We start from the raw sequence: 20,180 nt of genomic DNA on the forward strand, positions 1-20,180 counted from the left end.
CAATAAAAAACCGCCAAATTTGGCGGTTTTTTATTGCCTGTAAAAAGCTTATTTCTCTGGCTCAACCGGTAAATCGGCCCGTGCGCCCCATTCACTCCATGCGCCGTCGTATAGTTTCACGTTTGGCACATCCAGCGTCGCGAGTGCTAACAAAACCACGGCTGCCGTTACACCAGAACCGCAACTGACGATAATTGGTTTGTCGTAGCTGACACCGCGACCAAAAAATATCGCATCCAGTTCATCGGTCGTTTTTAGTTCGCCTTCTCGTACTAGTTCTGTCCACGGAACGTTCAACGCGCCGGGAATGTGCCCGCGACGTAAACCTGGGCGAGGTTCATCAACTTCTGCATTAAAACGTGCAGCCGGGCGGGCATCAATAATTTGCGCCGTATTTTCATGGCTTGCCAATAACACATCGGTTACTTTCACCACAGCCTCAGGATTAAACGCAGCGTTAAACTCACCTTCTGGCAGCGCTACTGCACCTTCTTCTAATAGCAGATCATCACGCTGCCAACCTGCAAGTCCACCACCCAGAATCGACACTTTCTCTACACCAAAGGTGCGCAGCATCCACCATGCACGTGGGGCTGAGAAAAGATTACCTTCGTCATAGACAATCAGGTGCTTATCCTGGTTAACGCCTAACTCACGCATTGCAACGGCGAACGTTTCCGGGCGCGGCAGCATGTGCGGAAGCGGGGAATTGTGATCAGAAAGCGCTTCGATATCGAAAAACACTGCGCCGGGAATATGTCCATTCAGATACTCCTGGGCAACGTTACGATCTTCCTGTCCAGGCGGTGCCATGCGGGCATCGATAATCTGAATTTCCGGGTCATCAATATGTTCGGCGAGCCAGTCGGCTCCTACAAACCATGTCGTGGACATAGGCATCTCCATTTTTGCCGGGTTAGGCTAAATTGTCGGATGTTTAGTGAAAAGCGACAAGCAAAAGAGGCTGATTTGGCTGTCTGAGCCACAATTCTCACTAAAATTCGGATTCCATGGGCGCGATACTGAATTACATAACGTAAATTCTCACGCATAATAATTATTCGACGTTGCTAACGGGCCATTGTGGCAGGGATGAAAAATGAAAAAGTTACGCGTAGCCGCCTGCATGCTAATGCTGGCGCTGGCAGGGTGCGACAACAACGATAACGCGCCAACAGCGGTGAAAAAAGATGCACCTTCTGAAGTTACTAAAGCGGCATCTTCAGAAAACGCGAGTTCAGCAAAACTCTCTGCACCGGAGCGACAAAAACTGGCACAACAGAGTGCCGGTAAGGCGCTGACATTGCTGGATCTCTCTGAAGTCCAACTCGATGGCGCAGCCACGCTGGTGCTGACCTTCTCTATCCCTCTCGATCCGGATCAGGATTTCTCGCGCGTTATTCACGTCGTTGATAAAAAAAGCGGCAAAGTGGATGGGGCCTGGGAGCTGTCAGATAATCTTAAAGAGCTGCGTTTACGCCACCTCGAGCCGAAACGTGATTTGATCGTTACTATTGGCAAGGAGGTCAAGGCACTCAACAACGCAACCTTCAGTAAAGATTACGAAAAAACTATAACTACCCGCGATATCCAGCCCAGCGTCGGTTTTGCCAGCCGTGGTTCGCTGCTGCCTGGAAAAGTCATTGAAGGGCTGCCGGTAATGGCGCTCAATGTTAACAATGTCGATGTTAACTTCTTCCGTGTTAAGCCAGAATCTCTGCCAGCATTTATTAGCCAATGGGAATACCGAAATTCGCTGGCGAACTGGCAGTCAGACAAACTGCTGCAAATGGCGGATCTGGTTTATACCGGACGTTTTGATCTCAATCCTGCGCGTAACACCCGTGAAAAATTATTGCTGCCGCTGGGTGATATCAAACCGCTTCAGCAGGCGGGTGTGTATCTGGCTGTGATGAATCAGGCTGGACGTTACGATTACAGTAATCCCGCGACGCTGTTTACATTAAGTGATATCGGCGTATCGGCCCACCGTTATCACAATCGTCTGGATATCTTTACCCAAAGCCTGGAAAACGGCGCGGCCCAGCAAGGAGTTGAAGTCTCATTATTAAATGAGAAAGGGCAGACTCTGACTCAGGCAACCAGTGATGCTCAGGGGCATGTGCAGCTGGAAAATGATAAAAACGCGGCATTACTGTTGGCGCGTAAAGACGGTCAGACAACGCTACTCGATTTAAAACTTCCGGCGCTGGACTTAGCAGAATTTAACATTGCTGGCGCGCCAGGCTATAACAAACAGTTTTTCATGTTTGGTCCGCGCGATCTTTATCGCCCGGGTGAAACAGTCATCCTTAATGGTTTATTGCGTGATGCAGACGGTAAAGCGTTGCCCGATCAACCCATCAAGCTGGACGTAATTAAACCCGACGGGCAGGTACTCAGGAGCGTCGTTAGTCAGCCGGCGAATGGCCTCTATCACTTTACCTGGCCACTCGATAGTAATGCGGCCACCGGCATGTGGCATATCCGAGCCAACACGGGCGATAACCAGTATCGGATGTGGGATTTCCACGTCGAAGATTTTATGCCAGAGCGCATGGCGCTGAATCTGACCGGTGAGAAAACCCCGTTAACGCCGAAAGATGAAGTGAAATTCTCCGTGGTGGGTTACTACCTGTACGGGGCGCCTGCTAATGGTAATACTTTGCAAGGGCAACTTTTCCTGCGCCCACTGCGTGAAGCTGTGTCAGCCTTACCTGGTTTCGAATTCGGCGATATAGCTGCTGAAAACCTTTCGCGCACGCTGGATGAAGTTCAGTTGACGCTGGATGATAAAGGGCGCGGCGAAGTTTCTACAGAAAGCCAGTGGAAGGAAACGCATTCCCCATTACAGGTTATTTTCCAGGGCAGTTTGCTGGAGTCTGGCGGTCGCCCGGTGACGCGCCGTGCTGAGCAGGCTATCTGGCCTGCCGATGCATTGCCGGGGATCCGTCCGCAATTCGCCTCGAAATCGGTTTACGATTATCGCACTGACAGTACGGTAAAACAGCCCATTGTTGATGAAGGCAGTAACGCCGCTTTTGACATCGTTTATAGCGATGCACAGGGCGTCAAAAAAGCTGTGTCTGGCTTACAAGTGCGCCTGATTCGCGAACGCCGCGATTACTACTGGAACTGGTCAGAAGATGAAGGCTGGCAGTCACAGTTTGATCAAAAAGATCTGATCGAAAATGAACAAACACTGGATCTTCAGGCTGATGAAACCGGTAAAGTCAGTTTCCCGGTAGAGTGGGGCGCTTATCGTCTGGAAGTCAAAGCGCCGAATGAAGCGGTCAGTAGTGTGCGTTTCTGGGCTGGCTATAGCTGGCAGGACAATAGCGACGGTAGCGGTGCTGTGCGACCAGACCGTGTCACGCTGAAACTGGATAAAGCCAGTTATCGCCCTGGTGATACCATTAAGTTGCACATTGCCGCGCCAACGGCGGGTAAAGGCTATGCGATGGTCGAGTCCAGTGAAGGGCCGCTGTGGTGGCAGGAGATTGATGTTCCGGCACAAGGGCTGGATCTGACGATTCCGGTCGATAAAACCTGGAATCGTCATGATCTTTATTTAAGTACGCTGGTGGTACGTCCTGGCGATAAATCTCGCTCCGCGACGCCAAAACGCGCAGTTGGCGTGTTGCATTTGCCGCTTGGCGATGAAAACCGTCGTCTCGATCTGGCGCTGGAAACTCCAGCGAAAATACGCCCCAATCAGCCATTAACCGTGAAAATTAAAGCCAGCAATAAAAATGGTGAGATGCCAAAACAGGTGAATGTGCTGGTGTCTGCGGTTGATAGCGGTGTGTTGAATATTACTGATTATGTCACGCCAGATCCGTGGCAGGCATTCTTTGGTCAGAAACGCTATGGCGCAGATATTTACGATATTTACGGTCAGGTCATTGAAGGTCAGGGGCGTCTGGCAGCTCTGCGTTTTGGTGGCGATGGTGATGAACTGAAACGCGGTGGTAAACCGCCAGTAAATCACGTCAATATTGTTGCGCAACAGGCGCTACCGGTAACACTCAACGAACAGGGCGAAGGCACGGTTACATTGCCGATTGGTGATTTTAACGGTGAATTGCGCGTCATGGCACAAGCATGGACGGCAGATGATTTCGGTAGCAACGAAAGCAAAGTGGTTGTTGCCGCACCGGTGATAGCAGAACTGAATATGCCGCGCTTTATGGCCAGCGGTGACACCTCACGTCTGACGCTGAATATCACTAATCTTACCGATAAACCGCAAAAACTGAACGTTGCTCTGACCGCCAGTGGCTTGCTTGAACTGGTTAGCGATTCACCCGCAGCCGTTGAATTAGCGCCGGGCGTGCGAACCACGCTGTTTATCCCGGTGCGAGCATTGCCGGGTTATGGTGATGGTGAAATTCAGGCCACTATTAGCGGGTTAGCGTTACCGGGCGAAACCGTTGCCGATCAGCATAAGCAGTGGAAAATGGGTGTCCGTCCGGCATTTCCGGCACAAACCGTCAATTACGGTACGGCGTTGCAGCCTGGTGAGACATGGGCGATTCCAGCTGATGGATTGCAAAACTTCTCGCCTGTTACGCTGGAAGGGCAATTGTTGTTGAGCGGCAAAGCACCGTTGAATATTGCACGTTATATCAAAGAGTTAAAAGCGTATCCGTACGGTTGTCTGGAGCAAACCGCCAGCGGCCTGTTCCCGTCACTTTACACCAATGCAGCCCAACTGCAGGCGTTGGGAATCAAAGGCGACAGTGATGAGAAGCGCCGTGCGGCAGTCGATATCGGCATTTCTCGTTTACTGCAAATGCAACGTGATAACGGTGGCTTTGCGCTGTGGGATAAAAACGGTGATGAAGAGTACTGGCTGACGGCTTACGTGATGGATTTCCTGGTCCGCGCAGGTGAGCAGGGTTACAGCGTGCCGACAGAAGCCATTAACCGGGGGAATGAGCGTCTACTGCGCTATTTACAAGATCCGGGCATGATGTCGATTCCGTATGCGGATAATCTCAAAGCCAGTAAATTCGCCGTACAGTCTTACGCTGCGCTGGTGCTGGCCCGTCAGCAAAAGGCACCGCTGGGTGCGCTGCGTGAAATCTGGGAGCATCGTGCCGATGCTGCGTCTGGATTACCGCTGCTGCAACTTGGCGTTGCGCTGAAAACCATGGGCGATGCAACGCGTGGTGAAGAAGCGATTGTGCTGGCGCTGAAAACGCCGCGCAATAGTGATGAGCGGATATGGCTGGGTGATTACGGTAGTCCACTGCGCGACAACGCATTGATGCTCTCCTTGCTGGAAGAGAACAAATTGCTACCCGATGAGCAGTACCCTCTGCTGAACACACTTTCGCAGCAGGCGTTCGGTGAACGCTGGTTATCAACTCAGGAAAGTAACGCGCTGTTCCTGGCTGCCCGTACGATTCAGGATTTACCGGGCAAATGGCAGGCGCAAACGTCTTTCTCTGCTGAGCTGCTGACAGGTGAGAAAGCGCAAACCAGCAATCTGAATAGCGATCAACTTGCCACCTTACAGGTGACCAACAGTGGCGATCAGCCGTTATGGCTGCGTGTGGATGCCAGCGGTTATCCGCAATCCGCCCCTTTACCGGCGAACAATGTGCTGCAAATCGAGCGTCATATTCTTGGTACTGATGGTAAGAGCAAATCGCTGGACTCGTTACGTAGCGGCGATCTGGTGCTGGTTTGGTTGCAGGTAAAAGCCAGTAACAGCGTGCCGGATGCTTTGGTCGTTGATTTACTGCCTGCGGGCCTGGAACTGGAAAACCAGAACCTGGCTAACGGCAGCGCCAGCCTGGAGCAAAGTGGTAGCGAAGTGCAAAACCTACTCAGTCAAATGCAACAAGCGAACATTAAGCATATTGAGTTTCGTGACGATCGCTTTGTGGCGGCGGTTGCCGTTGATGAATATCAACCAGTCACGCTGGTGTATCTGGCGCGGGCGGTAACGCCGGGAACATACAATGTTCCGCAACCAATGGTGGAATCGATGTATGTTCCCCACTGGCGGGCGACTGGCGCGGCTGAAGATCTGTTGATTGTCAGACCGTAAATGCCTCGCCTGTTAACCAAACGCGGCTGCTGGATAGCGCTGGCAGCTGCGCCTTTTCTCCTTTTTTTTGCCGCGTGGGGAGCAGATAAACTCTGGCCCCTGCCATTGCATGAAGTCAATCCCGCACGCGTAGTCGTGGCGCAGGATGGTACGCCACTCTGGCGTTTCGCCGATGCTGAGGGCATCTGGCGCTATCCGGTAACCATCGAAGATGTCTCTCCGCGTTACCTTGAAGCACTGATCAATTATGAAGATCGCTGGTTCTGGAAGCATCCGGGGGTGAATCCATTCTCGGTGGCGCGCGCAGCATGGCAAGATCTCATTTCGGGACGGGTTATTTCCGGCGGCAGCACACTCACCATGCAGGTTGCTCGTCTGCTTGATCCTCACCCCAAAACTTTTGGCGGCAAAATTCGCCAGCTCTGGCGCGCGTTTCAACTGGAATGGCACTTGTCTAAACGTGACATTCTGACCTTGTATCTTAATCGCGCTCCGTTTGGTGGTACGTTGCAGGGGATCGGTGCGGCAAGTTGGGCATATCTCGGAAAATCGCCTGCGAATTTAAGCTATTCCGAGGCGGCAATGCTGGCGGTGTTACCACAAGCGCCCAGCCGACTGCGTCCGGATCGCTGGCCGGAACGTGCCGAGGCCGCACGTAATAAAGTGCTCAATCGGATGGCTGCGCAAGGTGTGTGGTCCCGTGAGCAGGTAAAAGAATCTAGTGAAGAGCCCATCTGGTTGGCACCCAGACAAATGCCGCAACTGGCACCGCTGTTTTCGCGCATGATGCTCGGTAAAAGCAAAAGCGACAAAATCGTTACTACGCTGGATGCTGGTTTACAGCGTCGTCTGGAAGAACTGGCGCAAAACTGGAAAGGACGATTGCCACCGCGCAGTTCGTTGGCAATGATCGTTGTTGATCATACTGATATGAGTGTGCGCGGCTGGGCAGGATCGGTTGATCTTAATGATGATTCCCGCTTTGGGCATGTCGATATGGTCAATGCGATCCGATCGCCGGGATCGGTACTCAAACCGTTTGTTTATGGTCTGGCGCTGGATGAAGGCTTGATCCACCCTGCATCGCTGTTGCAAGACGTTCCCCGGCGCACTGGTGATTATCGACCAGGCAACTTTGACAGCGGTTTTCATGGCCCGATCAGCATGAGCGAGGCGCTGGTGCGCTCTCTGAATTTACCTGCTGTGCAGGTGCTGGAAGCCTATGGACCGAAACGGTTTGCGGCAAAGTTACGCAATGTTGGATTGCCGTTATATTTGCCCAACGGTGCTGCACCGAATCTTTCGCTCATTCTCGGCGGCGCAGGTGCAAAACTGGAGGATATGGCTGCAGCGTATACCGCATTTGCTCGCCACGGTAAGGCGGGTAAGTTGCGCTTACAGCCGGGGGACCCATTACTTGAGCGACCGTTAATGTCGCCGGGGGCCGCGTGGATTATCCGCCGTATTATGGCAGATGAAGCGCAGCCGCTTCCGGATGGCGCTTTGCCACGCGTCGTACCTCTGGCGTGGAAAACAGGAACCAGTTATGGCTATCGCGATGCATGGGCTATTGGCGTTAACGCTCGTTACGTAATTGGGATCTGGACTGGCAGACCGGACGGTACGCCCGTTGTCGGTCAGTTTGGCTTTGCCAGCGCCGTACCGCTGTTGAATCAGGTCAATAATATCTTACTGTCGCGCAGTGCGAATCTGCCGGAAGACCCGCGTCCTGATTCTGTAAGCCGTGGCGTTATCTGCTGGCCGGGTGGGCAATCATTGCCAGAAGGCGATAGCAATTGCCGCCGTCGTCTTGCCACCTGGCTGCTCGAAGATAGCCAGCCACCAACATTACTTTTACCGGAGCAAGAAGGAATAAGTGGGATTCGTTTCCCCATCTGGCTTGATGAGCAAGGTAAACGTGTTGCTGCTGATTGTCCTCAGGCTCGACAAGAAATGATTAATGTCTGGCCATTACCACTTGAACCCTGGCTACCTGCTGCTGAACGACGAGCAGCGCGCTTACCTGGGGCATCAACAAATTGCTCGCCGTATGGTCGTGATGCTCAGGTACCTTTACAGTTGATTGGTGTGCGTAATGGCGTAATTATCAAACGTCTGCCAGGAGCTACCGATGCGTCATTACCAGTACAATCAATCGGAGGAACAGGCGAACGCTGGTGGTTTCTTAATGGTGAACCGTTAGCTGAACGCGGGCGTAACGTGACTCTGCATTTGACAGAGAAAGGCGATTATCAATTACTGGTAATGGACGAAATGGGGCAGGTCGCGACGGTGAGATTTGTCATGCAGTAGTCTGTTTTGCTCATATTTGTTGCTTAAGCTCGTTTTATTTTAAAAAAATGTTACCTTCATCAATAGTCAACGGCCCTGTTGCTCATTATAATCCGCGCCATCTCGTACGCTGGTACAGACAACAACAGAATAATTTACAGAGGTAAACATGGCTATTGAACGTACTTTTTCCATCATCAAACCGAACGCGGTAGCAAAAAACGTCATTGGTAATATCTTTGCGCGCTTTGAAGCTGCAGGGTTCAAAATTGTCGGCACCAAAATGCTGCACCTGACCGTTGAACAGGCTCGTGGCTTTTATGCTGAACACGATGGAAAACCGTTCTTTGATGGTCTGGTTGAATTCATGACCTCTGGCCCGATTGTGGTTTCCGTGCTGGAGGGTGAAAACGCCGTTCAGCGTCACCGCGATCTGCTGGGCGCGACCAATCCGGCAAACGCACTGGCCGGTACTCTGCGTGCTGATTACGCTGACAACCTGACCGAAAATGGTACCCACGGTTCTGATTCCGTCGAATCTGCCGCTCGCGAAATCGCTTATTTCTTCGGCGAAGGCGAAGTGTGCCCGCGCACCCGTTAATAATTTCGTAAATGCCGCGTGCAAACGTGGCATCCGTGCGCCAGAATTTGTACAATGCAGCGCCCCCGGACGAGCAACCGCTCACCGGGGCGTTTCTTTTTTCAACCCTCCAGGGGCCATAACGTGTAATAACGAGGCCGGAATAGCATATGTCTGAACAATTAGTCACACCTGAAAACGTCACCACGAAAGATGGAAAAATCAACCTGCTGGATCTCAACCGTCAGCAGATGCGGGAGTTTTTTAAAGATTTAGGTGAAAAACCCTTCCGCGCCGATCAGGTGATGAAGTGGATGTATCACTATTGCTGCGACAACTTTGATGAGATGACCGACATCAACAAAGTGTTGCGCGGCAAACTAAAAGAGGTGGCGGAAATCCGCGCACCGGAAGTGGTTGAAGAACAGCGTTCATCTGACGGCACCATTAAATGGGCGATTGCCGTTGGCGATCAGCGCGTCGAAACGGTGTATATCCCGGAAGACGACCGTGCCACGCTTTGCGTTTCCTCGCAGGTGGGGTGTGCGCTGGAGTGTAAATTCTGTTCCACCGCCCAGCAGGGCTTTAACCGCAATCTGCGGGTGTCGGAAATTATCGGCCAGGTGTGGCGTGCAGCGAAAATCGTTGGCGCAGCAAAAGTCACCGGTCAGCGCCCAATCACTAACGTAGTGATGATGGGTATGGGCGAGCCGCTGCTCAACCTGAACAACGTCGTTCCGGCGATGGAAATCATGCTCGATGATTTCGGTTTTGGTCTGTCTAAACGTCGCGTTACGCTCTCTACATCAGGCGTTGTTCCGGCGCTGGATAAACTGGGCGATATGATCGACGTAGCGCTGGCAATTTCCCTGCATGCGCCGAACGACGAAATTCGTGACGAAATTGTGCCGATCAACAAAAAGTACAATATCGAAACGTTTCTTGCTGCGGTGCGCCGCTATCTGGAGAAATCTAACGCCAATCAGGGCCGAGTCACTATTGAATACGTGATGCTTGATCACGTTAACGACGGCACTGAACACGCGCACCAACTGGCGGAGCTGCTGAAAGATACGCCGTGTAAGATCAACCTGATCCCGTGGAACCCGTTCCCTGGCGCGCCGTATGGACGCAGCTCAAACAGTCGTATCGACCGTTTCTCTAAAGTGCTGATGAGCTACGGTTTCACCACTATTGTGCGTAAAACTCGTGGTGATGATATCGATGCTGCCTGTGGTCAGTTGGCGGGCGATGTTATCGACCGTACGAAACGTACCCTGCGTAAACGAATGCAGGGTGAGGCCATCGACATTAAAGCGGTCTGATAGCCATTACGCCACGGTTACTTTATGTACCGTGGCGTAATCTTTTATGAATGAAGTATTAAGTTGCAATTGTCTGGTCAATATTAACGGTGCGTTTTTGCTGACTTTAAGGCAGTATGTAACGATGCAACAGTAAGTTAGCCTTAGTGAATGTGGGCTTTGTCACGAGCACACAGACGGTCTTATACTGTATGATAACGGTTAACTTAACGGATGTTTCGCGGTGTGGGTGAGCATGATGGTTCACCGGCATCTCAATTCTCATTTAAACGTACCTGCAGCGAATGAATACTGAAGCCACGCACGACCAAAATGAAGCACTTACTACCGGCGCTCGCCTGCGTAATGCTCGCGAACAACTAGGACTTAGTCAGCAGGCCGTTGCTGAGCGACTTTGCCTGAAGGTTTCCACGGTACGCGACATTGAAGAAGATAAGGCACCTGCCGATCTTGCTTCAACATTCCTGCGCGGATATATCCGCTCTTATGCGCGTCTGGTACATATTCCAGAAGAAGAACTGCTACCGGGGCTGGAAAAACAGGCTCCACTACGAGCTGCAAAAGTTGCGCCGATGCAGAGTTTTTCCCTCGGTAAACGCCGCAAAAAACGTGACGGCTGGCTGATGACCTTCACCTGGCTGGTGTTGTTTGTGGTTATTGGCCTGAGCGGTGCCTGGTGGTGGCAAGACCACAAAGCTCAGCAGGAAGAGATCACTACTATGGCCGATCAATCTTCTGCGGAACTGAGCAGTAATAACGAACAGGGGCAGAGTGTTCCGTTAGATACGTCGACAACCACAGACCCGACTACGACGTCCACGCCGCCAGCGTCTGTGGATACTACCGCAACTAACACGCAAACACCTGCCATAACTTCGCCAGCACCAGCTGTTGATTCACAACAGAATGCAGTTGTTTCACCTTCGCAGGCAAATGTTGATACCGCTGCGACCCCGGCACCAACGGCAACAACAACGCCAGATGGTGCTGCGCCGTTGCCAACCGATCAGGCTGGCGTGACCACGCCAGCGGCTGATCCGAATGCGTTGGTGATGAACTTTACTGCCGATTGCTGGCTGGAAGTCACTGATGCTACCGGTAAAAAATTGTTTAGCGGTATGCAGCGTAAAGACGGTAATTTGAATTTAACCGGCCAGGCTCCGTACAAACTGAAAATTGGTGCGCCAGCCGCAGTACAGATCCAGTATCAAGGGAAACCTGTCGATCTGAGTCGTTTTATCAGAACTAACCAGGTTGCGCGTCTGACCCTAAATGCCGAACAATCACCGGCGCAGTAACAGACGGGTAACGCGGGAGATTTTTCATGCATAACCAGGCTCCAATTCAACGTAGAAAATCAACACGTATTTACGTTGGGAATGTGCCGATTGGCGATGGTGCCCCCATCGCCGTACAGTCCATGACCAATACGCGTACGACAGACGTCGAAGCTACGGTCAATCAAATTAAGGCGCTGGAACGTGTTGGCGCTGATATCGTCCGTGTCTCCGTACCGACGATGGACGCGGCAGAAGCGTTCAAGCTCATCAAACAACAGGTTAACGTACCGCTGGTGGCTGATATCCACTTTGACTATCGCATTGCGCTGAAAGTAGCGGAATACGGGGTCGATTGTTTGCGTATTAACCCTGGTAATATCGGTAATGAAGAGCGTATTCGCATGGTGGTTGACTGCGCGCGCGATAAAAACATTCCGATCCGTATTGGCGTTAACGCTGGATCGCTGGAAAAAGATCTGCAAGAAAAGTATGGCGAACCGACGCCGCAGGCATTGCTGGAATCTGCCATGCGCCATGTTGATCATCTTGATCGTCTGAACTTCGATCAGTTCAAAGTCAGCGTCAAAGCGTCTGATGTCTTCCTCGCTGTAGAGTCTTATCGTCTGCTGGCAAAACAGATCGATCAACCGCTGCATCTTGGGATCACCGAAGCGGGCGGCGCACGTAGTGGGGCAGTAAAATCTGCCATTGGTTTAGGCCTGCTGCTGTCTGAAGGCATCGGCGACACGCTGCGCGTATCGCTGGCGGCCGATCCGGTCGAAGAGATCAAAGTCGGTTTCGATATTTTGAAATCGTTGCGTATCCGTTCGCGCGGGATCAACTTCATCGCCTGCCCGACCTGTTCGCGTCAGGAGTTTGACGTTATCGGTACGGTTAACGCCCTGGAGCAACGCCTGGAAGATATCATCACCCCGATGGACGTTTCGATTATCGGCTGCGTGGTGAATGGACCAGGTGAGGCGCTGGTTTCTACACTCGGCGTTACCGGCGGCAACAAGAAAAGCGGCCTCTATGAAGATGGCGTGCGCAAAGACCGTCTGGACAACAACGATATGATCGACCAGCTGGAAGCGCGCATTCGTGCGAAAGCCAGCCAACTGGATGAAGCGCGTCGAATTGACGTTCAGCAGGTTGAAAAATAATAACGTGATGGGAAGCGCCTCGCTTCCCGTGTATGATTGAACCCGCATGGCTCCCGAAATATTGAGGGGCGCGTTGAGGGTTCATTTTTATATTCAGAAAGAGAATAAACGTGGCAAAAAACATTCAAGCCATTCGCGGCATGAACGATTACCTGCCTGGCGAAACGGCCATCTGGCAGCGCATTGAAGGCACACTGAAAAACGTGCTCGGCAGCTACGGTTACAGTGAAATCCGCTTGCCGATTGTAGAGCAGACCCCGCTATTCAAACGTGCGATTGGTGAAGTCACCGACGTGGTTGAAAAAGAGATGTACACCTTTGAGGATCGCAATGGCGACAGCCTGACTCTGCGCCCTGAAGGGACGGCGGGCTGTGTACGCGCCGGCATCGAGCATGGTCTTCTGTACAATCAGGAACAGCGTCTATGGTATATCGGGCCGATGTTCCGTCACGAGCGTCCGCAGAAAGGGCGTTATCGTCAGTTCCACCAGTTGGGTTGCGAAGTTTTCGGCCTACAAGGTCCTGATATCGACGCTGAACTGATTATGCTCACCGCCCGCTGGTGGCGTGAACTGGGTATCTCTGAACACGTAACTCTTGAGCTGAACTCTATCGGTTCGCTGGAAGCACGCGCCAATTATCGTGATGCGCTGGTGGCATTCCTTGAGCAGCATAAAGAAAAACTGGACGAAGACTGCAAACGCCGCATGTACACTAACCCGTTGCGCGTGCTGGATTCCAAAAATCCGGAAGTGCAGGCCCTTCTCAACGACGCCCCAGCATTAGGTGACTATCTTGACGAGGAATCTCGTGAGCACTTTGCTGGTCTGTGCAAACTGCTGGAGAGCGCGGGTATCGCTTACACCGTAAACCAGCGTCTGGTGCGTGGTCTGGATTATTATAACCGTACTGTTTTTGAGTGGGTGACTAACAGCCTCGGTTCCCAGGGCACCGTGTGCGCAGGCGGTCGTTATGACGGTCTGGTGGAACAACTGGGTGGTCGTGCAACACCGGCAGTCGGTTTCGCGATGGGTCTCGAACGTCTTGTATTGTTAGTTCAGGCCGTTAATCCGGAATTTAAAGCCGATCCTGTTGTCGATATATATCTGGTGGCTTCAGGTGCTGACACACAATCTGCGGCTATGGCATTAGCAGAGCGTCTGCGTGATGAATTACCGGGCGTGAAACTGATGACCAACCACGGCGGCGGCAACTTTAAGAAGCAGTTTGCCCGTGCTGATAAATGGGGCGCCCGCGTTGCTGTGGTGCTGGGTGAGTCTGAAGTGGCTAACGGCACAGCAGTAGTGAAGGATTTGCGCTCTGGTGAGCAAACGGCAGTTGCGCAGGATAGCGTAGCCGCGCATTTGCGCACGTTACTGGGTTAAGGAAGGAGAAGGACAGCGTGGAAATTTACGAGAACGAAAACGACCAGGTTGAAGCGGTTAAACGCTTTTTTGCTGAAAATGGCAAAGCACTGGCTGTTGGGGTGATTTTGGGCGTTGGCGCATTGATTGGCTGGCGCTACTGGAACAGCCATCAGGTTGATTCTACACGCTCCGCTTCTCTTGCCTATCAAAATGCGGTTACCGCAGTGAGCGAAGGCAAACCGGATAGCATCCCGGCGGCGGAAAAATTTGCTGCTGAAAATAAAAATACCTATGGTGCGCTGGCTTCTTTGGAACTTGCGCAGCAATTTGTTGACAAAAATGAACTAGAGAAAGCTGCCACCCAGTTACAACAGGGATTGGCGGACACGAGCGATGAAAATCTCAAAGCCGTGATAAATCTGCGTCTTGCCCGCGTTCAGGTACAGCTCAAGCAGGCTGATGCCGCGCTGAAAACCCTCGATACCATCAAAGGTGAAGGGTGGGCTGCCATTGTTGCCGACCTGCGTGGCGAAGCATTGCTGAGCAAAGGTGATAAGCAAGGTGCGCGTAGTGCATGGGAAGCAGGCGTGAAAAGCGATGTTACTCCGGCACTGAGCGAAATGATGCAGATGAAAATTAATAATTTGTCCATCTGAGAGGGACCCGATGCAATTGCGTAAATTACTGCTGCCAGGACTGCTTTCCGTTACCCTTTTAAGCGGCTGTTCGCTGTTTAACAGCGAAGAAGATGTGGTAAAGATGTCCCCATTGCCGACCGTTGAAAACCAGTTTACGCCGACCACGGCGTGGAGCACTTCCGTGGGTAGCGGCATTGGCAACTTCTATTCCAATCTTCATCCGGCACTGGCGGACAACGTTGTCTATGCAGCAGACCGCGCTGGTTTAGTAAAAGCGCTGAATGCGGATGATGGCAAAGAAATCTGGTCTGTCAGTCTGGCCGAGAAAGATGGCTGGTTCTCTAAAGAGCCTGCATTACTTTCTGGCGGCGTGACCGTGTCTGGCGGACATGTCTACATTGGTAGCGAAAAGGCGCAGGTTTACGCGCTGAATACCAGTGATGGTACTGTGGCATGGCAGACTAAAGTCGCGGGTGAAGCGCTTTCTCGCCCGGTGGTCAGCGACGGTCTGGTGTTAATCCACACCAGTAACGGTCAGTTGCAAGCCCTGAACGAAGCTGACGGCGCTGTCAAATGGACAGTTAACCTCGATATGCCTTCACTCTCTTTGCGTGGCGAGTCTGCGCCAGCAACGGCTTTTGGTGCGGCCGTCGTGGGTGGCGATAATGGTCGCGTCAGCGCAGTGCTAATGGAACAGGGCCAGATGATTTGGCAGCAGCGTATTTCTCAGGCGACCGGTTCTACCGAAATTGACCGCCTGAGCGATGTTGACACGACTCCCGTCATTGTTAACGGCGTTGTTTTCGCGCTGGCCTATAATGGTAACCTGACGGCGCTTGATCTGCGCAGCGGTCAGATTATGTGGAAGCGCGAACTGGGTTCGGTGAATGATTTCATCGTCGACGGCAACCGCATCTATCTGGTCGATCAAAATGACCGGGTGATGGCGTTGACCATTGATGGCGGCGTTACGCTGTGGACACAAAGCGATCTGCTGCATCGTCTGTTGACTTCTCCGGTGCTGTATAATGGCAACCTGGTGGTAGGTGACAGTGAAGGTTATCTGCACTGGATCAACGTCGAAGATGGTCGTTTCGTTGCCCAGCAAAAAGTTGATAGCTCCGGTTTCCAGACTGAACCGGTTGCCGCTGACGGCAAACTGCTGATCCAGGCAAAAGACGGGACTGTGTACTCTATTACACGTTAATCGTCTCTGTCGTTCACTTTGAAAACGGCTCCTGGACAGGGGCCGTTTTCCTGTTTTTAACAACGACACGAATATAGCGTGCGTTGTCTGATGATTTATAAAAATGAGGCTTTAAACATGGTACCTGTGGTCGCGCTTGTCGGGCGCCCTAACGTAGGAAAATCCACGTTATTTAACCGTCTAACTCGCACCCGAGATGCGCTGGTTGCGGATTTCCCGGGTCTGACTCGTGACCGTAAGTACGGTCGTGCGGAAATTGAAGGCCGCGAGTTTATCTGTATTGATACCGGCGGGATTGACGGAACAGAAGACGGTGTAGAAACCCGCATGGCGGAACAGTCGCTGCTGGCGATTGAAGAAGCGGACGTCGTACTGTTTATGGTGGATGCGCGCGCGGGCCTGATGCCTGCGGATGAAGCGATTGCTAAACATCTGCGCTCCCGCGAAAAACCGACCTTCCTGGTGGCAAACAAAACCGATGGTCTGGATCCGGATCAGGCCGTTGTTGATTTCTATTCGCTCGGTTTAGGTGAAATCTATCCTATCGCCGCGTCTCACGGTCGTGGCGTATTAAGTCTGCTGGAGCACGTGCTGTTGCCGTGGATGGAAGATATCGCACCACAAGAAGAAGTGGATGAAGACGCTGAGTACTGGGCGCAATTTGAAGCGGAAGAGAACGGCGAAGAAGAAGAGGAAGACGACTTTGACCCGCAAAGTCTGCCAATCAAACTGGCGATAGTGGGTCGTCCTAACGTCGGTAAGTCTACACTCACTAACCGTATCCTTGGCGAAGAACGCGTCGTAGTTTACGACATGCCGGGCACCACGCGTGACAGTATTTACATTCCAATGGAACGCGATGGACGTGAGTATGTACTCATCGATACTGCGGGCGTACGTAAACGCGGCAAAATCACCGATGCGGTAGAGAAATTCTCCGTAATCAAAACATTGCAGGCGATTGAAGATGCCAACGTGGTGATGTTGGTGATTGATGCTCGCGAAGGTATTTCCGATCAGGATCTCTCCCTGCTGGGCTTTATTCTCAATAGTGGGCGCTCACTTGTCATTGTAGTGAACAAGTGGGACGGCCTGAGCCAGGAAGTGAAAGAGCAAGTAAAAGAGACGCTGGACTTCCGTCTGGGCTTTATCGACTTCGCCCGTGTGCATTTTATCTCTGCATTACACGGCAGCGGCGTTGGTAATCTGTTTGAATCAGTGCGTGAAGCGTATGACAGCTCCACCCGTCGCGTGGGTACGTCAATGCTGACGCGTATCATGACCATGGCGGTTGAAGATCACCAGCCGCCGCTGGTTCGCGGTCGTCGAGTGAAGCTGAAATATGCCCACGCCGGTGGCTATAACCCGCCGATTGTGGTGATTCACGGCAACCAGGTGAAAGACCTGCCGGATTCGTACAAACGCTACTTGATGAATTACTTCCGCAAGTCTCTGGACGTGATGGGTACGCCGATTCGTATTCAGTTCAAAGAAGGGGAAAACCCATATGCGAACAAGCGTAACACCTTGACGCCGACCCAGATGCGCAAGCGTAAGCGTTTGATGAAGCATATTAAGAAAAGTAAGTAATCTCTTATCCGGTTTCCCTTTCCAAACGGAGAGGGAAACTGAACAACAGGCGAGGAGTATTTATGGAACTCAACTGCCCAACCTGCCATAACCCTCTCGAACGCAACGGTGAAACTGCCCACTGTGCAACTTGTGCCAAAGATTTCACCATTCAGGCGCTTTGTCCTGACTGCCATCAGCCATTACAGGTGTTAAAAGCTTGTGGTGCAGTAGATTATTTCTGCCAGCATGGGCACGGTTTAATATCCAAAAAGCGCGTTGAATTTATTGTTGCTTAATATTATTTAAATATATGGTGTAATCATTTGTATTCATAATATAAATGATTGCATCCTATTTTATTTGTTGAAACGCAAATGTAAGTGAGCGAAATCACTGTGTTATAAATTTAAGATTATATTTAGTTTTCCTGGCGTGCCTTTCTGAATAATCTGGAATAGAATATTAGAGCTAATTTTAAGCATTATTAATGTCACAGGGGATGTGCATGCTGCGATGGAAACGCTGTATTATGCTAACATTTATCTCTGGAGCTGCTTTTGCGGCTCCAGAGATAAATGTTGAGCATAAAGAATCGTTACCTGATTTAGGTAGTCAGGCCGCACAACAGGAAGAGCAAACTAACAAGGGTAAATCGCTAAAAGAGCGTGGTGCCGATTACGTCATTAACTCTGCCACGCAAGGGTTTGAAAACCTGACACCCGAGGCGCTGGAGTCCCAGGCCAGAAGCTATCTGCAAAGTCAAATTACCTCTACGACACAATCTTATATTGAGGATACACTCTCCCCCTACGGTAAGGTCCGAACGAATCTTTCTCTTGGTCAGGGCGGCGATCTGGATGGCAGTTCCATCGATTATTTTGTTCCCTGGTATGATAATCAAACTACTGTTTATTTCAGCCAATTTTCTGCACAACGAAAAGAAGATCGTACGATCGGGAATATTGGGCTTGGTGTAAGACATAATTTTGATAGATGGTTATTGGGTGGAAATATATTTTATGATTATGATTTTACCCGTGGGCATCGCCGTTTAGGTTTAGGTGCCGAAGCCTGGACTGATTATTTAAAATTCTCTGGCAACTATTATCATCCGCTTTCTGACTGGAAAGACTCCGAAGATTTCGATTTTTATGAGGAGCGTCCTGCGCGCGGCTGGGATATTCGCGCCGAAGCCTGGCTACCCGCTTACCCGCAGCTTGGCGGTAAAATCGTTTTCGAACAGTATTACGGTGATGAAGTCGCGCTTTTTGGCACCGATAATCTGGAGAAAGATCCCTTCGCCGTCACGCTGGGTGTGAAATACCAGCCCGTACCGCTCATTGCCGTAGGAACGGATTTCAAAGCCGGCACTGGCGATAATACCGATCTTTCTGTTAACGCAACGCTGAACTACCAGTTTGGCATCCCGCTCAAAGACCAGCTTGATCCTGACAAAGTGAGCGCGGCCCACTCGCTCATGGGCAGTCGTCACGACTTTGTTGAACGTAACAACTTTATTGTTCTGGAATACAAAGAGAAAGATCCCCTCGATGTCACTTTGTGGCTGAAAGCTGATACGACGAATGAACATCCCGAGTGCGTGATTAAAGATACGCCAGAAGCAGCCATCGGGCTGGAAAAATGTAAGTGGACCATTAACGCGCTCATTAATCATCATTACAAAATCGTTGCTGCCTCCTGGCAGGCGAAAAACAATGCTGCACGTACGCTGGTGATGCCGGTTATCAAAGAAAACACCCTTACTGAAGGGAACAACAACCACTGGAATCTGGTACTGCCTGCCTGGCAGTACAGCTCTGATAAAGCCGACCAGGAAAAACTCAATACCTGGCGGGTACGCCTGGCGCTGGAAGATGAAAAAGGCAATCGGCAGAATTCCGGCGTGGTGGAAATTACCGTTCAGCAGGACCGTAAAATTGAGCTCATCGTTAACAACATCGCCAATGTACCGGATGAGAACAATCACAGCCACGAAGCCAGCGCGCAAGCGGATGGTGTAGATGGTGTCGTCATGGATCTCGACATTACCGATAGCTTTGGCGACAACACTGACCGTAACGGTAATGTCTTGCCGCAGGATAATCTCAGCCCGCAGCTGTTTGATGCCAACGATAAAAAAGTGACGCTGGCGAATAAACCCTGCACCACCGAGGTGCCGTGCGTTTTTATCGCCAAACAAGATAAAGAAAAGGGGACCGTTACGCTCTCCAGTACGTTGCCCGGCACTTTCCGCTGGAAAGCGAAAGCCGCCCCTTATGATGACAGTAACTATGTTGACGTAACGTTCCTGGGTTCTGACATCGGCGGGCTGAATGCTTTTATCTACCGCGTTGGTGCAGCTAAGCCCGTCAATCTTATCGGCAACAAAGAACCGTTGCCTCTCAATAGCCGCTATCGCTTTGTGCTGTGGCGCGACGCTAACAAAGACGGCGTGTTCCAGCTTTCTGAGAAGCTCACTGACGACGAGATGAAACAGTATGACTATCAGTGGGAATTCACGGGGCATAGCGTAAATGGCAATACCGGTGCGCAAACCAATACCACGAACGTCGATATAGAGATCCCGGCAACCAACAAGGACGCGGCAGCAAAGTTTAGTGCCCAGGTAACCGATGGCGTGCAGGGATATGGTTTGCAGGTCAATTACAGCAAGAAATAGGGGCGGCGCCATGGC

General features: G+C 51.5%; 13 protein-coding genes. 12 read left to right on the forward strand and 1 reads right to left on the reverse strand.

The features are described from left to right. Nucleotides 1–48: 48 nt before the first annotated feature. Nucleotides 49–894 (reverse strand): 3-mercaptopyruvate sulfurtransferase, encoded by an 846-nt coding sequence (gene sseA, locus FQ015_RS05155; RefSeq protein ID WP_160523792.1) that lies wholly within the window; start codon nt 892–894, stop codon nt 49–51. 205 nt (nt 895–1,099) lie between these two features. Between sseA and yfhM the strand changes: the two genes are divergently transcribed. From yfhM to sinH, 12 genes are all read left to right on the forward strand, one after another. Further along, on the forward strand, nt 1,100–6,061 hold the full coding sequence (gene yfhM / locus FQ015_RS05160) for an alpha2-macroglobulin (protein ID WP_160523793.1): 4,962 nt from the start codon (nt 1,100–1,102) through the stop codon (nt 6,059–6,061). Beyond that, nucleotides 6,062–8,374: a peptidoglycan glycosyltransferase PbpC gene (gene pbpC / locus FQ015_RS05165; RefSeq protein WP_160523794.1), complete on the forward strand. Its 2,313-nt coding sequence runs from the start codon at nt 6,062–6,064 to the stop codon at nt 8,372–8,374. It abuts the gene before it with no gap. Nucleotides 8,375–8,522: 148 nt separating this feature from the next. Further along, a complete protein-coding gene (gene ndk, locus FQ015_RS05170; protein WP_160523795.1) occupies nt 8,523–8,954 on the forward strand; it encodes a nucleoside-diphosphate kinase in 432 nt (143 codons plus the stop codon). A 149-nt stretch (nt 8,955–9,103) separates the two neighbouring features. Further along, on the forward strand, nt 9,104–10,258 hold the full coding sequence (locus FQ015_RS05175; RefSeq protein WP_000003317.1) for a bifunctional tRNA (adenosine(37)-C2)-methyltransferase TrmG/ribosomal RNA large subunit methyltransferase RlmN: 1,155 nt from the start codon (nt 9,104–9,106) through the stop codon (nt 10,256–10,258). 284 nt (nt 10,259–10,542) lie between these two features. Beyond that, nucleotides 10,543–11,556: a cytoskeleton protein RodZ gene (gene rodZ, locus FQ015_RS05180; RefSeq protein ID WP_032184883.1), complete on the forward strand. Its 1,014-nt coding sequence runs from the start codon at nt 10,543–10,545 to the stop codon at nt 11,554–11,556. Nucleotides 11,557–11,582: 26 nt separating this feature from the next. Beyond that, a complete protein-coding gene (gene ispG / locus FQ015_RS05185) occupies nt 11,583–12,701 on the forward strand; it encodes a flavodoxin-dependent (E)-4-hydroxy-3-methylbut-2-enyl-diphosphate synthase (protein ID WP_000551807.1) in 1,119 nt (372 codons plus the stop codon). Nucleotides 12,702–12,811: 110 nt separating this feature from the next. Then, a complete protein-coding gene (gene hisS, locus FQ015_RS05190; RefSeq protein WP_001107185.1) occupies nt 12,812–14,086 on the forward strand; it encodes a histidine--tRNA ligase in 1,275 nt (424 codons plus the stop codon). A gap of 17 nt (nt 14,087–14,103) precedes the next feature. Further along, on the forward strand, nt 14,104–14,724 hold the full coding sequence (gene yfgM / locus FQ015_RS05195) for an ancillary SecYEG translocon subunit YfgM (RefSeq protein WP_000409211.1): 621 nt from the start codon (nt 14,104–14,106) through the stop codon (nt 14,722–14,724). A gap of 10 nt (nt 14,725–14,734) precedes the next feature. Further along, nucleotides 14,735–15,913: an outer membrane protein assembly factor BamB gene (gene bamB / locus FQ015_RS05200; protein WP_001177040.1), complete on the forward strand. Its 1,179-nt coding sequence runs from the start codon at nt 14,735–14,737 to the stop codon at nt 15,911–15,913. A gap of 117 nt (nt 15,914–16,030) precedes the next feature. Then, nucleotides 16,031–17,503, forward strand: coding sequence for a ribosome biogenesis GTPase Der (gene der, locus FQ015_RS05205; protein WP_001353036.1), 1,473 nt, complete (start codon nt 16,031–16,033; stop codon nt 17,501–17,503). Between the two features lie 62 nt (nt 17,504–17,565). Then, the gene (locus FQ015_RS05210) at nt 17,566–17,781 is read left to right on the forward strand and encodes a zinc ribbon domain-containing protein (RefSeq protein ID WP_000422357.1); all 216 of its coding nucleotides are present in this window, start codon (nt 17,566–17,568) and stop codon (nt 17,779–17,781) included. A 209-nt stretch (nt 17,782–17,990) separates the two neighbouring features. Next, complete coding sequence (gene sinH, locus FQ015_RS05215; protein WP_160523796.1) at nt 17,991–20,165, forward strand: intimin-like inverse autotransporter SinH; 2,175 nt, start codon at nt 17,991–17,993, stop codon at nt 20,163–20,165. Nucleotides 20,166–20,180 lie beyond the last annotated feature (15 nt).

It is taken from the genome of Escherichia sp. HH26CH (assembly GCF_009820205.1).
Taxonomy (GTDB): Bacteria; Pseudomonadota; Gammaproteobacteria; order Enterobacterales; family Enterobacteriaceae; genus Escherichia; species Escherichia coli_F.